This is a genomic window from Serratia sp. CoH_122_TC_1, assembly GCF_058191755.1.
Genome location: NZ_JBXWLA010000002.1, coordinates 344,285 through 359,442, shown reverse-complemented (window position 1 = coordinate 359,442; position 15,158 = coordinate 344,285). Strand labels below are relative to the sequence as shown.

Below are 15,158 nucleotides of genomic sequence, written 5' to 3'. Positions count from 1 at the left end.
CCCGAGATAGATTTCGATGAGTCATTTGACCGCCTAATTCGTGATGCAGGTATGCCAGCGAACGCTGCAGAAAAACGCGCACAGCAGCAAGCTCGCAAGAACGGATTTGGCGATGTTGAAGAAGCCGGAGCGCGTCAGAAATGGCGTCCAATGTTAACCAGAGCCTACGCAATGACAGGAGCACAAGCATGAGAGCGATTGTCAAAGCAGCATTACAGCGTGACATGGGGATTGCACTGATCCCTGTAAGCGGTGATCTGGCATTACACATGACGGGCCGTGTTATGGTTTCAACGCTGCCGAAAGAGTTCAAGGATACACCAGAGGGTATTCTCCCAGCGGTAGAGCATGAGATAGCGAACGATCCGCGCCTGCAGTCATTCTTCCAGCATGAGCGTGTTACGAATGCTTGCGGGGGCATCAACGCTATTGAAGCCTGGGCTACTCAGTTCACTAAATGCCAGTACAAGAAGCATGAACATCCCCCGACAATTTTGGACACCGAGCGGTTAGGGAATTCAGCCGTTCGCATCTGCCCAGGTTGCTACAAGCGGGGAATTGGTTCTGAACGTATGGACATTCTCGCGGCCCGCAATGCTGCCCGCTGGGTTGTTGCTACGGCTAAACATCGCCTGAAATCTGAAGGCCAGTTGACTATCCCCGAGCTCATGCTGTGGGCCATGCTGTCAGGTGTGTTTGATCTGATACCTGAAGATGTGGCGCGAACTGTTACCAACATTCCTGAGCCAAAGGTCATTACTGGTACTCGTAAAGAGTCCGATATGGACTGCATGCCTGCGGTGACAGAAATAATCGGCAAACAGGTGGCTAAGTGCTTCACCGTTGACCCTGCACCGCAGAAAGCCTTCATGCTCCGCCCTAAGCTAACTCGCGTCGAAGACAGCAAATACACTCGCTGGGTGAAGACCCGCCCATGCTGTGGCTGCGGTGCGCGAGCTGACGACCCTCATCACATCATCGGGCATGGTTTAGGTGGCATGGGCACCAAGCCAAGTGACTATCTGACAATTCCGTTGTGCCGTACCTGCCACCGCAACCTACATGACGACCCTGCTGCATGGGAAGCGGAACATGGTAGCCAAACCGATCTGCTGGCGCAGTTCTTGGATTTCTCCTTTGGCATCGGAGCTATTGCATGAAGAAATATCTCATCACGCCAATTCCAAAGCCACGCCAAACGCAAAAAGACCGGTGGGCCAAGCGGCCGCCAGTTCTCCGCTATCGGGCATTCTGCGACGAAGTGAGATTGCAGCGCATATCACTGCCTGAGAGCGGCTATCACGTGACGTTTGTATTACCCATGCCTGATAGCTGGAGCAAGAAGAAACGCGCCGACATGGCCGGTAAGCCGCATCAGCAAAAGCCAGACAAAGACAACCTGGAAAAGGCGTTGTTGGATGCCATTTTTGAGGACGATTGCCGGATCTGGGACGGTCGAGTAACAAAGGTTTGGGGCGAAGTAGGCCAAATAATTATCGGAGAAATAGCATGAGAATAGAGCACGCACTTTTAGCCAGTAGCCCAAAATCTCCTTCAATCATGAGCACCGCGCCTGATATTAAGCCTCAATCCAAAATGCTGATTGGCCAGGATGGCATACAGCAGGAACGGCGTGTTGTTAGAGCATCACAATACCAAGGCGGCGGGCAGGGTGGTTATACCGATGTCATGGTGGCGCTTGGGATTACTCAGTCCAGAGAAGGGCAAGGATTAAGCCTGCTATATGCAAAATTCAACAAGGACGCGGCAGAACGAGAGAAGGCAATCGAGAGACTCGCTCAGCATGCCATTAAGCAGGCACCAAAGCTGGTTGGTAAGGCTGCTGGTAGACAAATGGCACGATGCATGGTGCTACTTTCAAAGCTGGCAGTTGATGACTTCTGCAGAACGGCAGACATAGAACGAGCTCGCTGTAGATGCGGCGGCAGTGGCAAAACCTACGATATCGCAGCCACAAAAGCAGATGGGAAGGCCATAGAAAAAACCTGCATTAGATGTCATGGGACAGGATTAAAGCCCACTACGACCGCGCCAGCTTACAAGGTGGTTAAAGGTTTGATACCTGATTTGAGTCAGCCTACATGGAGTAGAAACTGGCAGCGTTTTTATCTGATGCTGATCAGTAAGTGTTATCAGGACGCAGAAGCCGCAGAGAGGGCGCTTAGTAGAGTGACATCAGACTGACTTGATTGAAGCACATGTCGACATTTTTATAAATTTTATCAACAAAGTCTTGCATTATTGAATAATTTTGGCTAGATTTGGTCTTAATGATGGGATTTCAATGCCTACGGGCTGACAAATCACCACTATCACATTAAAAGAACCCGCCTCCGTGCGGGTTTTTCCGTCTTTAGCGCCCAATGCCTCACTCAATGACTTATGTCGCCCGCATTCGCGGCGCTATCCCTTTTCATCACCCGGAGATCGGGCAATGCCCCGACAGGGGGAGGACATGAAAATGCCATTTAACCCGCACAATCTCCCTGACCTCGGGGAAATTTTACAAGCATGGTGGAGGGGTGAGACACCAATAGGTGCAGTTCTTCTTGCCATTGTTACTGCGGTTCTTCGCGCTGCCTATACGGGCGGTGGTTGGAAAAAGACGCTACTGGAAGGCCTGTTATGCGGTACTTTGACACTGGCAATCGTCTCTGCACTTGAGTATTTCGATCTTCCACGGTCGCTTTCAATTGCCGTGGGCGGCGGTGTTGGCTTTGTTGGCGTCGAGCAATTCCGAGTGTTCTTCCTAAATTTCATTGGGAACAGGTTCGGTGGAGGCAATCAGAATGCAGATAAGCAATAAAGGCATCGAACTGATTAAGCGCTTCGAAGGGTTAGAGCTGAAAGCCTACCCGGACTCTGTAGGCGTCTGGACTATCGGCTATGGCTGGACTCAGCCGGTAGACGGCAAGAAGATTGGCCCCGGCATGGTGATTGACCAGGCTACCGCTAATCGGCTGTTGAAATGCGGCGTTGTTCAGTATGAGCAGGGCGTTAATCAGCTGGTGAAGGTAAAAATCACACAGGGCCAGTTCGATGCGTTGGTGAGCTTTGCTTATAACCTCGGCTTGCGCTCACTGAGCACATCAACCTTGTTGCGGAAACTGAATGCAGGTGACAAGCAGGGTGCTGCTAATGAGTTCGGTAAATGGGTAAATGCTGGTGGCGTAAAGTTGGCTGGTCTTGTAAAGCGCCGAGCGGCAGAGCGTGAGCTTTTTCTGTCATGAGTGGCTGGTTGGTTAAATTATCAGGAACAGGCATGTTTCTCCTGTTGGCGGTATCAATCTTCCTGGGTGGATATAGCTCGTTGTTGTCGCATCGGTTGGAGTTGGCGCGGCAGCAGATGGCCGAGCAGGAAAAGACGCTGGCGCAGCAGTCAGGACTAATCTCAACTCTGCAAGAACAAGACCGGCAAAACAGAGTGTTAGCGGCTGAGCAGCAGAGAAGAGAGCAGCAACTACGCCAGCAGGGGGAAACGTACCAGAGGAAATTACGCGATGCACTCAAAAGCGATAAATGTGGCAATAGTCCTATGCCTGCCGCTGTTATTGACCTCCTGCAGCAAAACGCCGGTATCGCCGCAACAGGTAGTGCTGTTACCCCTGAATCCGTATTCATCCCATGTGAGCTACCAACGCTGCAAGGAGACACCTGGGGTGATGCTCTGAGCTATACGCTGGCGCTGCAAACAGCGTTATCAATCTGCGCCGGACAGGTGGCCACACTGAACCAATGGCGGGAAATTATCCACAACGAGCAACGCTTGCGATAACCAATTTTTCAGATATTATCTCACTGTTAACCCACGGAAAGTTCAGGAGGTCTTTTTGACCCAGTTTTTGGACTTCCCCTTAAGCAACCGCTGATCGTTACGTCAGGGTTCCTGAGCCAGGGGTAACAGAATAGAGAGGATAGTGAGTAGGGAGAATTACCAAGATGGGCGACCATTTTGAGCCTTTAATACCCGCGTCTGGGACGTTAGGGTGTCTCCCGCCATTCCTGTAACGAGGGATGGTCAATACATGAAAAGCCAAGGGGCTCAGGTGACACTGCCATTCTCGAACCCCATGCTGGTCACGGTGCCAGTAGGGATACTTGGAAGTGGCGGTAAATCGCAATTAGCTTGGCCTGCCTTTCACCTACATCAACCGCCTTTGGGCGGTTTTTTTATTGCCCATCACAGAGCATCTATCCAGGTGCTGCGTAATGCGCAAAGCAAAGTCACCTCGTTACTCTGGCTCGCTGTGGGGGTAGCGCTGGTGGCTTTTTTTATTCTGGAGGGAGCATGGCAAAACCGGACTGGGGGGCATTGCAAAATCAGTTCCTCACCGAGCATGCCAAGAGCAACGTTTCCCCCAAGGCATGGTGTGAGGCTAACGGATTAAACTACGCAACAGCCCGCCGCTACATAAAACTGCCTGCGCAAAGTGATGCGCAAATTGCGCAGAAGAAAGTGCGCAGTGCGCAGAGTGCGCAAAACAGTCAAACCCCAATGGCACCTAAGGCCGATACGCCTGTTACTGGCAGTGAAGCAGGGGGTGACCACCAAGAAAGCCCAAGCCTGTTAAAACCTCAGCATGAACAGTTTGCGCAGAATATTGCGCAGGGCATGCCGGGGAAAGACGCTGCTGTTTGCGCAGGCTACGCGCCAACGAACGCAGAATCTCAGGCCTCAGTGTTACTGCGCCGACCGGATATAAAAGCCAGGGTGAAGGAGCTGCGCAACGATGCCGCTTTGTTGGTTTCGTTCAACGCTGGACATCTGGCAGAGCTGTCGTACAAATCTGCACAACAGGCGCTGAAAAATCAGAAATTTGGTCAGGTTGCCCCGAACGTGAAGAACGCCGCGCAACTGACCGGCATCGACATGAGCACGAATAAAACCGAGGTGAATGTAGATCTGGCTGGGCTGAGTTACGGCAAGGTTTGCATTGTAACCCCGGCGAACTGCTCGGCTGATGTCTGGGCCGCTCACATGGAAAAGCTGCGCGAGGGAAAGCAGACAGCCCAGTCATAATTGACGGCGTTCTGTATGCCTTTAGTAGTGACTGGGCGACAGACGTTCTGTACGACGCCCCGATCGGTTCTGTGCGTTGGCGCTGGACATACGGCGGCCGTGGTGGTGGTAAGTCGGTAGAGATTGCGCGCGCTCTGGTTATTCATGGCGCCATCGACCCGATGATCATCCTCTGTGCGCGGGAGTTCCAAAACTCAATCGGTGATTCCGTGTTGGCGCTGCTGGAGGCGGAAATTTATGCGCTGGGCCTCAATCACTTCTACACCGTAAAAAATAACGAAATCACCGGTCGAAACGGCACTCGATTTACCTTCAAAGGTCTGCGCAACAATATTCAGTCCATCAAATCGATGTTCGGCATCAAAATTTGCTGGGTAGAAGAGGCGCAGACAGTATCGCAGGATAGCTGGGATATTCTCGGCCCTACAGTGCGTGCCAATAAGTCAGAGGTCTGGGTATCGTTCAACCCGCGAGAGGAAAGCGACCCGACCTATAAACTGATGACCCGGCACCAGGAGGATCCGCCGGATGGTGGTGTGATTGTTCGCAAGGTCAACTATTGTGATAACGCCTTTTTCCCGGACGTACTCCGGCAGGAGATGGCGTATTGCAAGCGCATTGACTTTGAGGCCTACGAACACATTTGGTTAGGCATGCCACGTGCCATCAGTGAAGCGGTAATTTTCTCTGGCAAATATCGCGTAGAGGCATTCTCTGATGAGCTATGGCTAGAGGCGGATCGGTTGTTCTTCGGTGCAGACTTCGGTTTTGCTAATGACCCTTCTACCTTGGTGCGATGTTTCATTATTGGCCGAAAACTCTATATCGAATATGAGGCATACGGTGTAGGCGTTGAGCTGGACGACCTGTGGAAGTTTTACGCAGGGAAGGAGGGCGCAACCGCCGATCAATTAAGCCAGTGGAAAACCGGTGATGAGAAAAAGTATCCTGGCATTCCATTAGCCCGCAGATGGCCCATACATGGTGATGGTAGCCGTCCTGAGACGATCAGTTACTTATCGCGCCAAGGTTTCGTTATTGATGCGGCAGCCAAATGGCCCGGAAGCGTTGAGGATGGTATCGCCTACCTGAAGGGCTTCGAGGAAATCATCATTCATGAGCGATGCAAGCACATGGTGGATGAGGCGAGGCTCTACTCTTACAAGACCGACCGCTTAACCGGGGAAGTGTTGCCCGTCGTTGTGGACAAGCACAACCACCTGTGGGATGCGGTGCGCTATTCGCTTGATGGATACATCACCAGCGAAGGCGATCTGGGAGTTTGGGCCGCGCTCGGCAAGCAGCAGTAACGACAAAATAGCCGTTTGGACTTAAAAAACGGCTATGCAAAATCACCCCTGTTTTATGCACTGTTTATGCAGTCCGTTTTCAGCTATCCCGACGAGAAAAACCAGATAAATCATCCACTGAGCGCAATCAGCAGGTGAGCGCTGTTTCGTCGGTGCGGTTAACAGTCATTATGTTAAAAACTCGTCTAAATCGACAATTTTCAGAGAGGGAAAGATGGCCCGCAAAAATCGCCGAAACGGCGCTAAAAAGCCCGTTGCGACAGCTGACGGGTATAACAATTTCCCCGCCAAATTAGGCGCACAGGCACAAAACATCCAATCTGCTGGCACCTATACGCCGGGGTATATCACCCGTAACCGCGTGATGCTGGAATTTGCCTATCGGTCATCGTTCTTGGTAGGTGCCGCTGTCGATGCCGTCGCTGACGATATGACCCGCAAGGGCATCAACATCAGTTCCAAACTGAAGCCGGGACAGAAGGGCCAGGTCGAAACCTTCTGGGATTCCGCCGCAATTTGGGACGGCCTGAACGATTTGATTAAGTGGTCACGGCTGTACGGTGGCGCGGTACTGGTAGTGCTGATTGAAGGGCAAAACATGAGTACCCCGTTGAACCTCGACCGCATCAAAGAGGGGCAGTTCAAGGGACTGATGTGCTTTGACCGCTGGCAGCTCGATCCGAGTTACAACGACCCGGTTACCGACTACGGGCCAGAGTTTGGCAAGCCGAAGTATTACAAGGTGGTGACAAATCAAAAAGGGGTTCCGGCCTGGAATATTCACCACAGCCGCCTGATCCGCATGGATGGTGACTCGCTACCTTATCAGCAGTCGATAACAGAAAACGGCTGGGGCATGTCGGTTATTGAACGCATCTTCGAGCGCATCCAGGGCTTTGATACCGCAACGGCTGGTGTAACGCAGCTGATCCACAAGGCGCACCTTCGTACCTACAGCATCGAGGGGCTGCGCAAAATCCTCGCCACCGGTGGCGCCCTGGAAGAGGGGCTGATGAAGCACATGGACATGATCCGTGAGTTTCAGACCATCGAAGGCATGACCGTCATGGACAAGAACGATGAGTTCGCGACGCATAGCTACTCGTTCTCTGGCATAGCTGATGTCATCTTGCGATTTGCTGAGCAGGTTTCCGGCGCCACAGGCATTCCCCTGGTGCGTTTGTTCGGACAGTCTCCATCCGGTTTCAGTACCGGTGATGGGGATCTGGAGAACTACTACAGCCGGATTAACTCGCTGCAGGAGCGCCGTTTACGTCGTCACATTCGCTGGCTCATGGATATCACCTGGCGTTCTCAGTTCGGCGAAAAACTGCCGGAGGATTTCTCTTTTGAGTTCAATAAGCTCTGGGAGATGTCGGACACCGACCGTGCGACGATGGCAAACAACGTGGCCAGCGCCCTTGCAACGGCCGTTCGTGACATTGGCATGTCGCCAGCAGCGGCCCTGAATGACTTGCGTAACCTGTCCGACGTGATCGGCATTGGCGGTTCAATCACCGACAAGGATATTGAAGATGCGAAGTCGCAGTATGCGGAGTCTGAATCTGAAACCGGCGCTCCGCCGACGTTCAGAAATCCAGTATCAGAAAAGCCTACTGGGGATAGTCAGCCAGATAAACCAAATCGTAACTGGCTCCTACGATGGTTCCCAGGGCAGCGCTAACACGGTTGCCGATCACCTCATCGACTATTCGCATGTGTTGGACGATTGGGCCGCTATGGTGGGGCAAAAGATGTTCCTGCAGGTTGAGCGCGAAGAGTGGAACCAGTGGCGATCGGTATCACAGCAAATTTCTGAGGGACTTCGGGACGTGGTCGGCAACACGCCGATCGGTCAGGTGACGCAGGATATCGTTTACCGGCAAATCCAGTTAATGAAATCTCTGCCGCTGGAGGCCGCCGACCGCGTTCGCGAGATACAGCAGCGTGCAATAGAGGCGACCATCAACGGTGAGCGTCCCGACGCGCTGTACGAGATGATCATGCAGTCCGGCGATGTAGCAGCCAGCAGGGCGAAGATGATTGCCCGCACCGAAATAGGACGCGCCACTGGTGCACTGACGCAGGCCCGCGCATTGTCCGTCGGTTCAGAGGGGTATTGGTGGCGCATCGAAGGTGCAGGCACTCGGCCTTCACATTTTAAGATGCGGAATAAATTTGTGCACTGGGCTAATCCTCCGACACTGGACGGCATGACAGGGCACGCTGGATGCCTGCCAAATTGCAAATGTTGGTCTGAGGTAGATATCCCCAGCCCGAGAAAATAACAGACCGCTGTTGAGCGGTTTTTTTATGCCCGCCATTTAGCAGGTAACTCATGAAATATTTCTTCACGACCCGACTGGGTGAAACCCGCTATCAATTGGCAGACGGATCCCTGCTGTGTAAGGACGTTCCGATCGCACGCATTGGGGTGCAAACGTATTTACCTGAGGAAATCGATCTCGAGCCAGGTCTGGATGGACTGGTGCACGTTTACCGTACCGAAGACGAGGTTTTCTCCACGGAAACCATAGCGAGCTTCGAGGGCGTCGCTGTCACGGTAGGGCACCCAGAGGACGACGAAGGCAATATCGTTTTCGTTAACCCGTCCAATTTTTCGGAGCTGGCTCACGGCCACATCCAGAACGTCCGTCGCGGCACTGGTGATCAATCAGATTTACTGATCGCCGATGTGTTGGTGAAGCGGCAGGAAGCCATCGACCGTATCAACTCAGGGCTGACCGATGTCAGCTGCGGCTATGACGCCCAATACAAGCAGTTATCACCCGGTAAGGGTAAGCAATACCAAATCACAGGAAACCATTTGGCTGTCGGTATAGACCGCGGTCGGGCGGGTTCTCGTTGTGCTATCGGGGATTCTGCCCCATTAACCAAAAAGGAGAAGCCGATAATGTCATGGCTTAAAAACCTGGCTAAGGCCATTAAAACGAAAGATGAGGATGCGCTGAATAAACTCATCGACGAAGCGCCGGAGTTGCCATCTGACGGCATGGGCTCTATCCCCGGTTCCACTATCAACATCAACATGCCTTCGCAGGCAACATCGTTGCCAACGGAGAACCGCACGACCACTGATGGAGATCCAGAAGACCCGGAAAAAACTGGTGATGCAGAAGTGCCTGAATGGGCCAGTGCGATCCTGTCTCGACTGGATAAACTGGAAGGTAAAACCACTGACGCGGATCCGGATGATGACACACCTACGGGTGATGAAGATGCTGAGGAAGATAAGAAAGTGACCGGTGATGCTGCGTTCAAACGCAACATCATTTCTGACGCTGAAATTATCTGTCCAGGATTCCAGCCGAAAGGTGACAAAGGCCTCAAGCGCCAGGTGCTGAACCATGCACTGAAAACCGGTGACAGCTTGAAAGCGTTTGGTGTAGATGACTTCAACAAAGCACCAAAAGCCACCGTTGATACGGTATTCACCGCTGCTGTGCAGATGAACAAGGTGAAAAACCAGATCACGCCGCTGCCAATCAACAAGCACACGATCGACGGCGCAACCGCCCCTAAAAATCTCACGCCAGCCCAGATCAATGAGCTGAACCGAAAATTCTGGAACGAACGCAAATAAGGTAATCAACATGGCTGGAAATGCTTATTTAACGCGGATGCCTATGGGCATTGCCGGGGCCGTGACGCGTCCCCGCGATCTCACCGTTGAGCCGGTGACCCTCGACCACCTGAAGCAATTCGCTTCCTATGGTCTGGCTGGCAAATACGTGAACGACAAGTTTGTGCCGCTGGAATCAGGCGACACCATCGACAAGGTGAAGGGCATTCTGGTACGCCCATACCCGATCACATCCTATGCTGACCTCGCGTACCTGGGCGTTAACGTGAACCAGGTGGCTGACAACCTGAAGCGGGGTTATATCTGCGTCAAAGTTACCGCTGGCACCGCGCCTAGCGCCAAGAAAGGCGACCCGATTTATGTCCGCGTCGCTGGTGGTACTGCTGGCAGCCCGGTAGGCACTTTTGTGCTGACGCTGGACGCCACAGCCGAGAACACGCCTCAGCTGGTAAGTGCAGAGGTAATGGGGCCAGGCGAAGCCGATGGCCGTGTCGAAATTGCCTTTAACATCTGAGGAACACTGAATGTTTACTATTGACCGAGCTACCATCGACTCCTCCGGCGTTTTCCTCGTCGGTGAACTGGAGCGCATGGATCAGCGGCTAAATATGCCGCTAGTGTCCGTAAAATGGACGCGCGATATGCCATTACGTAGCGATATCTCCATCGCTGACGAAGTGTCATCCTTCACAAATACCGACTTTGCCAGCGTCGGCGGCCCAAATCCGCACGGTAAAAACTGGATGGGCAAGAAAGGTACGGCGATTCCTGGCATTGAACTGGATATTCAGCCAACCCGTAACAATCTGACACCGTGGGCGCAGGAGGTGGGCTGGACAGTGCTCGAACTGGCTTCTGCTCAGCAACTGGGGCGTCCTATCGATACCCAGAAATACGAAGGCATGAAGCTCAAATGGAATATGGACACCGACGAACAGGTGTATATCGGCGATTCAGAGCTGGGTGTTTCTGGTCTGCTCAACCTACCTTCGGTAATACCGATCGCCGCATCAGCAGCGTGGACGGCAACAACCGATCCTGACGTTATCGTACAGGACATCAACCTGGTGCTGACCGACGGCTGGGTGCGCTCTGGTTATGCGGTATGCCCGGCAAAAATCGGCCTGGCGCCGGAACTGTTCGGCCTGCTGGCGAGTAAGAAAGTTTCCTCTGCTGGCAATATCTCCGTACTGGAATACGTCAAGATCAACACCATCGCGTTCCAGGAGAACGGCGAACCGCTGGAAATCGTCTCCATGAAGTGGGCGTCAAAGCGTGGCGCTGGTGGTGCGCATCGTATTGTCGCGTACACCCAGGACGAACAGTATGTTCGTTTCCCAATGGTGCCATTGTTGAGCACGCCGCTTGAGTATCGCGGTATGCAACAGCTCTCCGTGTACTACGGCAAACTGGGCCAGGTGGAAACACCTTATTCCAACACCATCGCCTACCTTGACGTGCCGGCGGCCTGATCACTGATGGCGGGGAAACCCGCCTTTCATGGAGCAACGAAATGAAATACATCGTATCTTCGGCCGCTTCTCTCAGCTTTGCTGATGGCAGTCGCCATGAACTGACGCCGGGCATTCACGACAGCTTCCCCGAACACGTTAAAAAGCACTGGGCATTCACCCACCACGCCAAACCGCTGTCTGAGTCTGATTTGCAGCAGGAGCAGCAGGACGGCGAATTGTCTCTGCGGGTGACTTCACTGGAAGGCCAGGTAACCGATCTGCAGAAGCAACTGGAAGCGGAGCAGAACAAGGTGGCCGAGCAGACAGGGCAGCGTGACGCGCACACCAAGACCATTGACGAGCACGCAGCCACTATCGCCGATCTGCAGAAGCAACTGGAAGCGGCAAAGGTGACCGACAATGCCAAAAAAAAGCCTACTGCCAACAAATGAGAAATTCCGCGCTGACTTTCCTGAGTTTGCCGACAAGACCCGCTATCCCGACGCTGCTGTAAATTTCTACCTCGGCCAGGCTGACACCATCCTCAACCAAAACGTGCTGGGCGATCAGTTCGTGTATCTCGCTGAGCTTTTCACGGCGCATTACACGGAGCTGCGCGGCCGCGCGCTGGCTGGTTCTGTGCTGGGACGGGTGAACAGCAACGGATCGGCCGGTGTGGCGACATCCAAATCGGTCGATAAGGTGAGCGTCAGTTATGACGTATCAGGGGTAATTAATCCTGATGCTGGCTTCTGGAATAACACCGCCTATGGGCGGGAGTTCTTCTGGTGGTGGTCGATGTTCGGCGCGGGCGGGAGGCAAATCCTGTGAAAAGCGGGCTCAAGGTCAGGAAGGACAACGCCGAATCGGTGCTTTCGTCTTTGCGTTCGCTTTCGAAAATGGATGTGCTGGTGGGCATTCCAGAGGCTAATGCAGCGCGTGAGGATGGCGAAAGCCTGAACAACGCGGAGATCGGCTATCTGCAATCTACCGGCGCCACGGTGCAGCTTGGCGGCCAAACCGTCACGCTGCCACCGCGCCCGTTTCTGGATATGGGGATCGAGGACACCAAGCCGCGAACCACTGAGCACCTGAAGGCGGCCGCCGTGGCTGCGCTGAACGGCAAAACAGAGGCGGCGCAGCGGGAGCTGGAAAGCGCTGGACAGATTGCGCGGGATGGCGCCAAGGCGGTCATTGGTGCCGGTGACAGGCTTCACCCTCTCTCTGAGATGACGAAGGCTAACCGGCGCGCCAAGGGCATTCCCGGCGACAAGCCGCTCTATGCGCATGGCTACCTGCTGCGCTCAATCACTTACGTGGTAAGGAGTAAATAATGCCGCTTCTCGACGTGACCGAGGTTCTGCTGGATCCTGATTTTGTCGATACAACGTTGGTTTGCCACCGGCAGATTCAAGAGCGTGACGACGACAATTTCACGACCAACACTCAGCAGGATGTTCCTTTCTCCGGTGTGGTGACCGTTGACCGCTCACTGGAAGCGCGCCGTATGGCCGCCGGCCAGAACATTAACGGCGCCATTCTTATCGTGACGCAATTTCGGCTCACACAGGGCCAGCCTGGCCTTGATGCGGATGTCGTGACCTATCGGGGCAGGAAGTACCGCGTGACGTTTGTTGACCCGTACACGGCGTATGGCGCGGGGTTCGTTCAGGCACACTGTGAGCTGATGGAGTTTGACGGAGGATCACCCGTTGAGTAACGACAGCACAGCACCCGGATACCTGACGCCGGTCAGTGATGGGCCTACCTACGACGAGGCGCTGGAACGCCAGGTTAGTCGGTGGATCCGTGGTGTCACCGGCATGGATGCAGGCGACGTCTATCCGCGCTGGACTGACCCGCAACCGCAGATACCGAAAAACGGCACCACCTGGAGCGCCTTCGGCATTACCGGCGTACAGGAAGATGCCAACCCCGCGTATATCCAGGGCGATGAAAGCGCCGAACAGTGGTCGCACGAAACCATCGATATTCTGGTGTGCTTCTACGGCCCGCAGGGCATGACGGTAGCAACCCGTTTCCGTGATGGCCTATTTGTCTCGCAGAACAATGACGAGCTGAAAAACAGCGATCTGACCCTGCTCGACTGTGGGCGGATATTCAACCTTCCAGAACTCATCAACAACCAGTGGGTGCGCCGGTATGACATCGCCGTGCGCCTGCGTCGCAAAGTGATCCGCGAGTACGGCATCAAGTCGCTGGTGGAAGCACCGGTTCAATTCTTCGGAGAATAATCTATGTCACAGGGCTTACCTGTATCGAACATCGTCAATGTGACGGTGAATATGGCGCTACGTGCTGCACAGGGGCGCAATTTCGGCGCGCTGCTGATCGTCGGTGGCTCTGATGTCATTGACGGCAGTCAGCGCATGCGCAGCTATTCGGGCATTACTGACGTCGGCGCAGATTTCGGCATGGAGGCGCCGGAGTACAAGGCTGCTAACCTGTATTTCCAGCAGACGCCGCAGCCGCGCACGCTGTACATTGGCCGCTGGATCAAAGAAGACCAGGCGGCACTGTTGCGCTGTGCCATCCTGACGCCGGCGCAGCAGGCGATCAGCACCTGGGCCTCGGTCACCGATGGCGCGATGAAAATCACCATCGACGGCACCAACAAGACGATCACCGCTGTGGACTTTTCGGCAGAAACTAATCTGAACGGCGTGGCCGCGCGGATTGCTGAGAAGCTGACCACAGCTAATGTGACGTGGGACGCAGTGAACAGCCGATTCATCATCACCTCAAAATCGACCGGCGAAACGTCAGCGGTGGGCTATGGTTCGGCCAACACGACCGGCACAGATATCTCGGCAATGATGGGTGCAGTGCAGAACGCCGGGGCGCTGGCTATCCCGCGTGCGGCTGCTGAAAATATTCAGTCCTGCATCTACAAGCTGGCCGATATGTCTACCGGTTGGTATGGCCTGCAGATCGCCGACACATCGCTGAGCGATGACGACGTGATTAGCGTGGCGGCCTTTATCCAGTCCGATGACGTTTCCCGCATCTTCGGTTACACCACGCAAAACACCGGCGTGCTGGATCTGGACAACGAGAACGACATCGCCAGCAAGCTGAAAAACGCCAAATACGGGCGCACCTTCATTCAGTATTCCAGCGCGAGCCCGTATGCCTCGGCGTCCATCTTCGGGCGTGCGTTTACCGTGAATTTCCTCGGTAACAACACCACGATCACGCTGAAATTCAAGCAGCAGCCTGGCATTGCGGCGGAAACGTTGACCCAGACGCAGGCCAAGACGCTGACGGCGAAAAACTGCAACGTGTTCGTCAACTACGACAACGACACGGCGATCATCCAGGAAGGCCTGATGTGCAACGGCGATTTCTTCGACGAGCGCCACGGCCTGGACTGGCTGCAGAACTACGTGCAGAACAACCTCTATAACGTGCTCTATACCAGCACAAGCAAAGTGCCACAGACCGATCCGGGCATCACGCGCTTGCTGACCAGCGTCAATGGCTCACTTGATCAGGGCGTCACTAACGGCCTTATGGCGCCGGGCGTGTGGAATGGCGACCCAATCGGCAACCTGGCGACCGGAGACACGCTCACAACGGGTTATTACACCTACGCGCCGCCTATCGCCAGCCAGGCACAGGCAGACCGAGAGGCACGTAAGGCACCGGTGATCCAGTGCGCAATTAAGCTGGCCGGCGCTGTGCACTTCGCCGATGTCATCATCAACGTAAATCGATAAGGGGCAAAA

General features: G+C 54.1%; 20 protein-coding genes and 1 pseudogene. All 21 read left to right on the top strand.

Annotated elements, in window-relative coordinates; genetic code table 11:
* A partial coding sequence (locus tag AC2FC2_RS04415; RefSeq protein WP_490658825.1) for a hypothetical protein occupies window positions 1-192 on the top strand: 192 nt, incomplete at its 5' end.
* Window positions 189-1,160 carry a DUF968 domain-containing protein gene (locus AC2FC2_RS04410; protein ID WP_490658824.1) on the top strand — a complete coding sequence of 324 codons (972 nt, stop codon included), beginning with the start codon at window positions 189-191 and terminating at the stop codon, window positions 1,158-1,160. The genes AC2FC2_RS04415 and AC2FC2_RS04410, both read left to right, overlap by 4 nt.
* The gene (locus AC2FC2_RS04405; RefSeq protein ID WP_490658823.1) at window positions 1,157-1,513 is read left to right on the top strand and encodes a RusA family crossover junction endodeoxyribonuclease; all 357 of its coding nucleotides are present in this window, start codon (window positions 1,157-1,159) and stop codon (window positions 1,511-1,513) included. Before AC2FC2_RS04410 ends, AC2FC2_RS04405 begins: the two co-directional genes overlap by 4 nt.
* Entirely contained in the window at window positions 1,510-2,205 is a 696-nt protein-coding gene (locus tag AC2FC2_RS04400; protein WP_490658822.1) for an antitermination protein Q, read from the top strand. The genes AC2FC2_RS04405 and AC2FC2_RS04400 overlap by 4 nt, the downstream gene beginning before the upstream one ends.
* 271 nt (window positions 2,206-2,476) lie before the next feature.
* The gene (locus tag AC2FC2_RS04395) at window positions 2,477-2,827 is read left to right on the top strand and encodes a phage holin, lambda family (protein ID WP_490658821.1); all 351 of its coding nucleotides are present in this window, start codon (window positions 2,477-2,479) and stop codon (window positions 2,825-2,827) included.
* On the top strand, window positions 2,811-3,251 hold the full coding sequence (locus AC2FC2_RS04390) for a lysozyme (RefSeq protein ID WP_490658820.1): 441 nt from the start codon (window positions 2,811-2,813) through the stop codon (window positions 3,249-3,251). Before AC2FC2_RS04395 ends, AC2FC2_RS04390 begins: the two co-directional genes overlap by 17 nt.
* A pseudogene (locus AC2FC2_RS04385) lies at window positions 3,248-3,628 on the top strand (DUF2570 family protein); the annotation flags it as partial. The gene AC2FC2_RS04390 and the pseudogene AC2FC2_RS04385, both read left to right, overlap by 4 nt.
* A gap of 12 nt (window positions 3,629-3,640) precedes the next feature.
* On the top strand, window positions 3,641-3,796 hold the full coding sequence (gene lysC, locus AC2FC2_RS04380) for an Rz1-like lysis system protein LysC (RefSeq protein WP_490658832.1): 156 nt from the start codon (window positions 3,641-3,643) through the stop codon (window positions 3,794-3,796).
* A 513-nt stretch (window positions 3,797-4,309) separates the two neighbouring features.
* A complete protein-coding gene (locus AC2FC2_RS04375; RefSeq protein WP_490658819.1) occupies window positions 4,310-5,041 on the top strand; it encodes a terminase small subunit in 732 nt (243 codons plus the stop codon).
* Between the two features lie 71 nt (window positions 5,042-5,112).
* Window positions 5,113-6,351 carry a PBSX family phage terminase large subunit gene (locus AC2FC2_RS04370; protein ID WP_490658818.1) on the top strand — a complete coding sequence of 413 codons (1,239 nt, stop codon included), beginning with the start codon at window positions 5,113-5,115 and terminating at the stop codon, window positions 6,349-6,351.
* Window positions 6,352-6,565: 214 nt separating this feature from the next.
* Complete coding sequence (locus AC2FC2_RS04365) at window positions 6,566-8,035, top strand: DUF1073 domain-containing protein (protein ID WP_490658817.1); 1,470 nt, start codon at window positions 6,566-6,568, stop codon at window positions 8,033-8,035.
* Between the two features lie 55 nt (window positions 8,036-8,090).
* Complete coding sequence (locus AC2FC2_RS04360) at window positions 8,091-8,639, top strand: phage head morphogenesis protein (protein ID WP_490658831.1); 549 nt, start codon at window positions 8,091-8,093, stop codon at window positions 8,637-8,639.
* A gap of 50 nt (window positions 8,640-8,689) precedes the next feature.
* Complete coding sequence (locus AC2FC2_RS04355; RefSeq protein WP_490658816.1) at window positions 8,690-9,955, top strand: DUF2213 domain-containing protein; 1,266 nt, start codon at window positions 8,690-8,692, stop codon at window positions 9,953-9,955.
* A 10-nt stretch (window positions 9,956-9,965) separates the two neighbouring features.
* The gene (locus AC2FC2_RS04350) at window positions 9,966-10,469 is read left to right on the top strand and encodes a structural cement protein Gp24 (RefSeq protein ID WP_490658815.1); all 504 of its coding nucleotides are present in this window, start codon (window positions 9,966-9,968) and stop codon (window positions 10,467-10,469) included.
* 10 nt (window positions 10,470-10,479) lie between these two features.
* Complete coding sequence (locus AC2FC2_RS04345; protein ID WP_490658814.1) at window positions 10,480-11,427, top strand: DUF2184 domain-containing protein; 948 nt, start codon at window positions 10,480-10,482, stop codon at window positions 11,425-11,427.
* Between the two features lie 41 nt (window positions 11,428-11,468).
* Window positions 11,469-11,861, top strand: coding sequence for an STY1053 family phage-associated protein (locus tag AC2FC2_RS04340; RefSeq protein ID WP_490658813.1), 393 nt, complete (start codon window positions 11,469-11,471; stop codon window positions 11,859-11,861).
* Window positions 11,830-12,240 (top strand): DUF4054 domain-containing protein, encoded by a 411-nt coding sequence (locus tag AC2FC2_RS04335; RefSeq protein ID WP_490658812.1) that lies wholly within the window; start codon window positions 11,830-11,832, stop codon window positions 12,238-12,240. The genes AC2FC2_RS04340 and AC2FC2_RS04335 overlap by 32 nt, the downstream gene beginning before the upstream one ends.
* Window positions 12,237-12,743, top strand: coding sequence for a phage virion morphogenesis protein (locus AC2FC2_RS04330; protein ID WP_490658811.1), 507 nt, complete (start codon window positions 12,237-12,239; stop codon window positions 12,741-12,743). The genes AC2FC2_RS04335 and AC2FC2_RS04330 overlap by 4 nt, the downstream gene beginning before the upstream one ends.
* A complete protein-coding gene (locus AC2FC2_RS04325; protein ID WP_060425166.1) occupies window positions 12,743-13,129 on the top strand; it encodes a hypothetical protein in 387 nt (128 codons plus the stop codon). Before AC2FC2_RS04330 ends, AC2FC2_RS04325 begins: the two co-directional genes overlap by 1 nt.
* Window positions 13,122-13,664 (top strand): phage neck terminator protein, encoded by a 543-nt coding sequence (locus AC2FC2_RS04320; protein WP_490658810.1) that lies wholly within the window; start codon window positions 13,122-13,124, stop codon window positions 13,662-13,664. Before AC2FC2_RS04325 ends, AC2FC2_RS04320 begins: the two co-directional genes overlap by 8 nt.
* A gap of 3 nt (window positions 13,665-13,667) precedes the next feature.
* Window positions 13,668-15,149 (top strand): DUF3383 domain-containing protein, encoded by a 1,482-nt coding sequence (locus tag AC2FC2_RS04315; protein WP_490658809.1) that lies wholly within the window; start codon window positions 13,668-13,670, stop codon window positions 15,147-15,149.
* Window positions 15,150-15,158 lie beyond the last annotated feature (9 nt).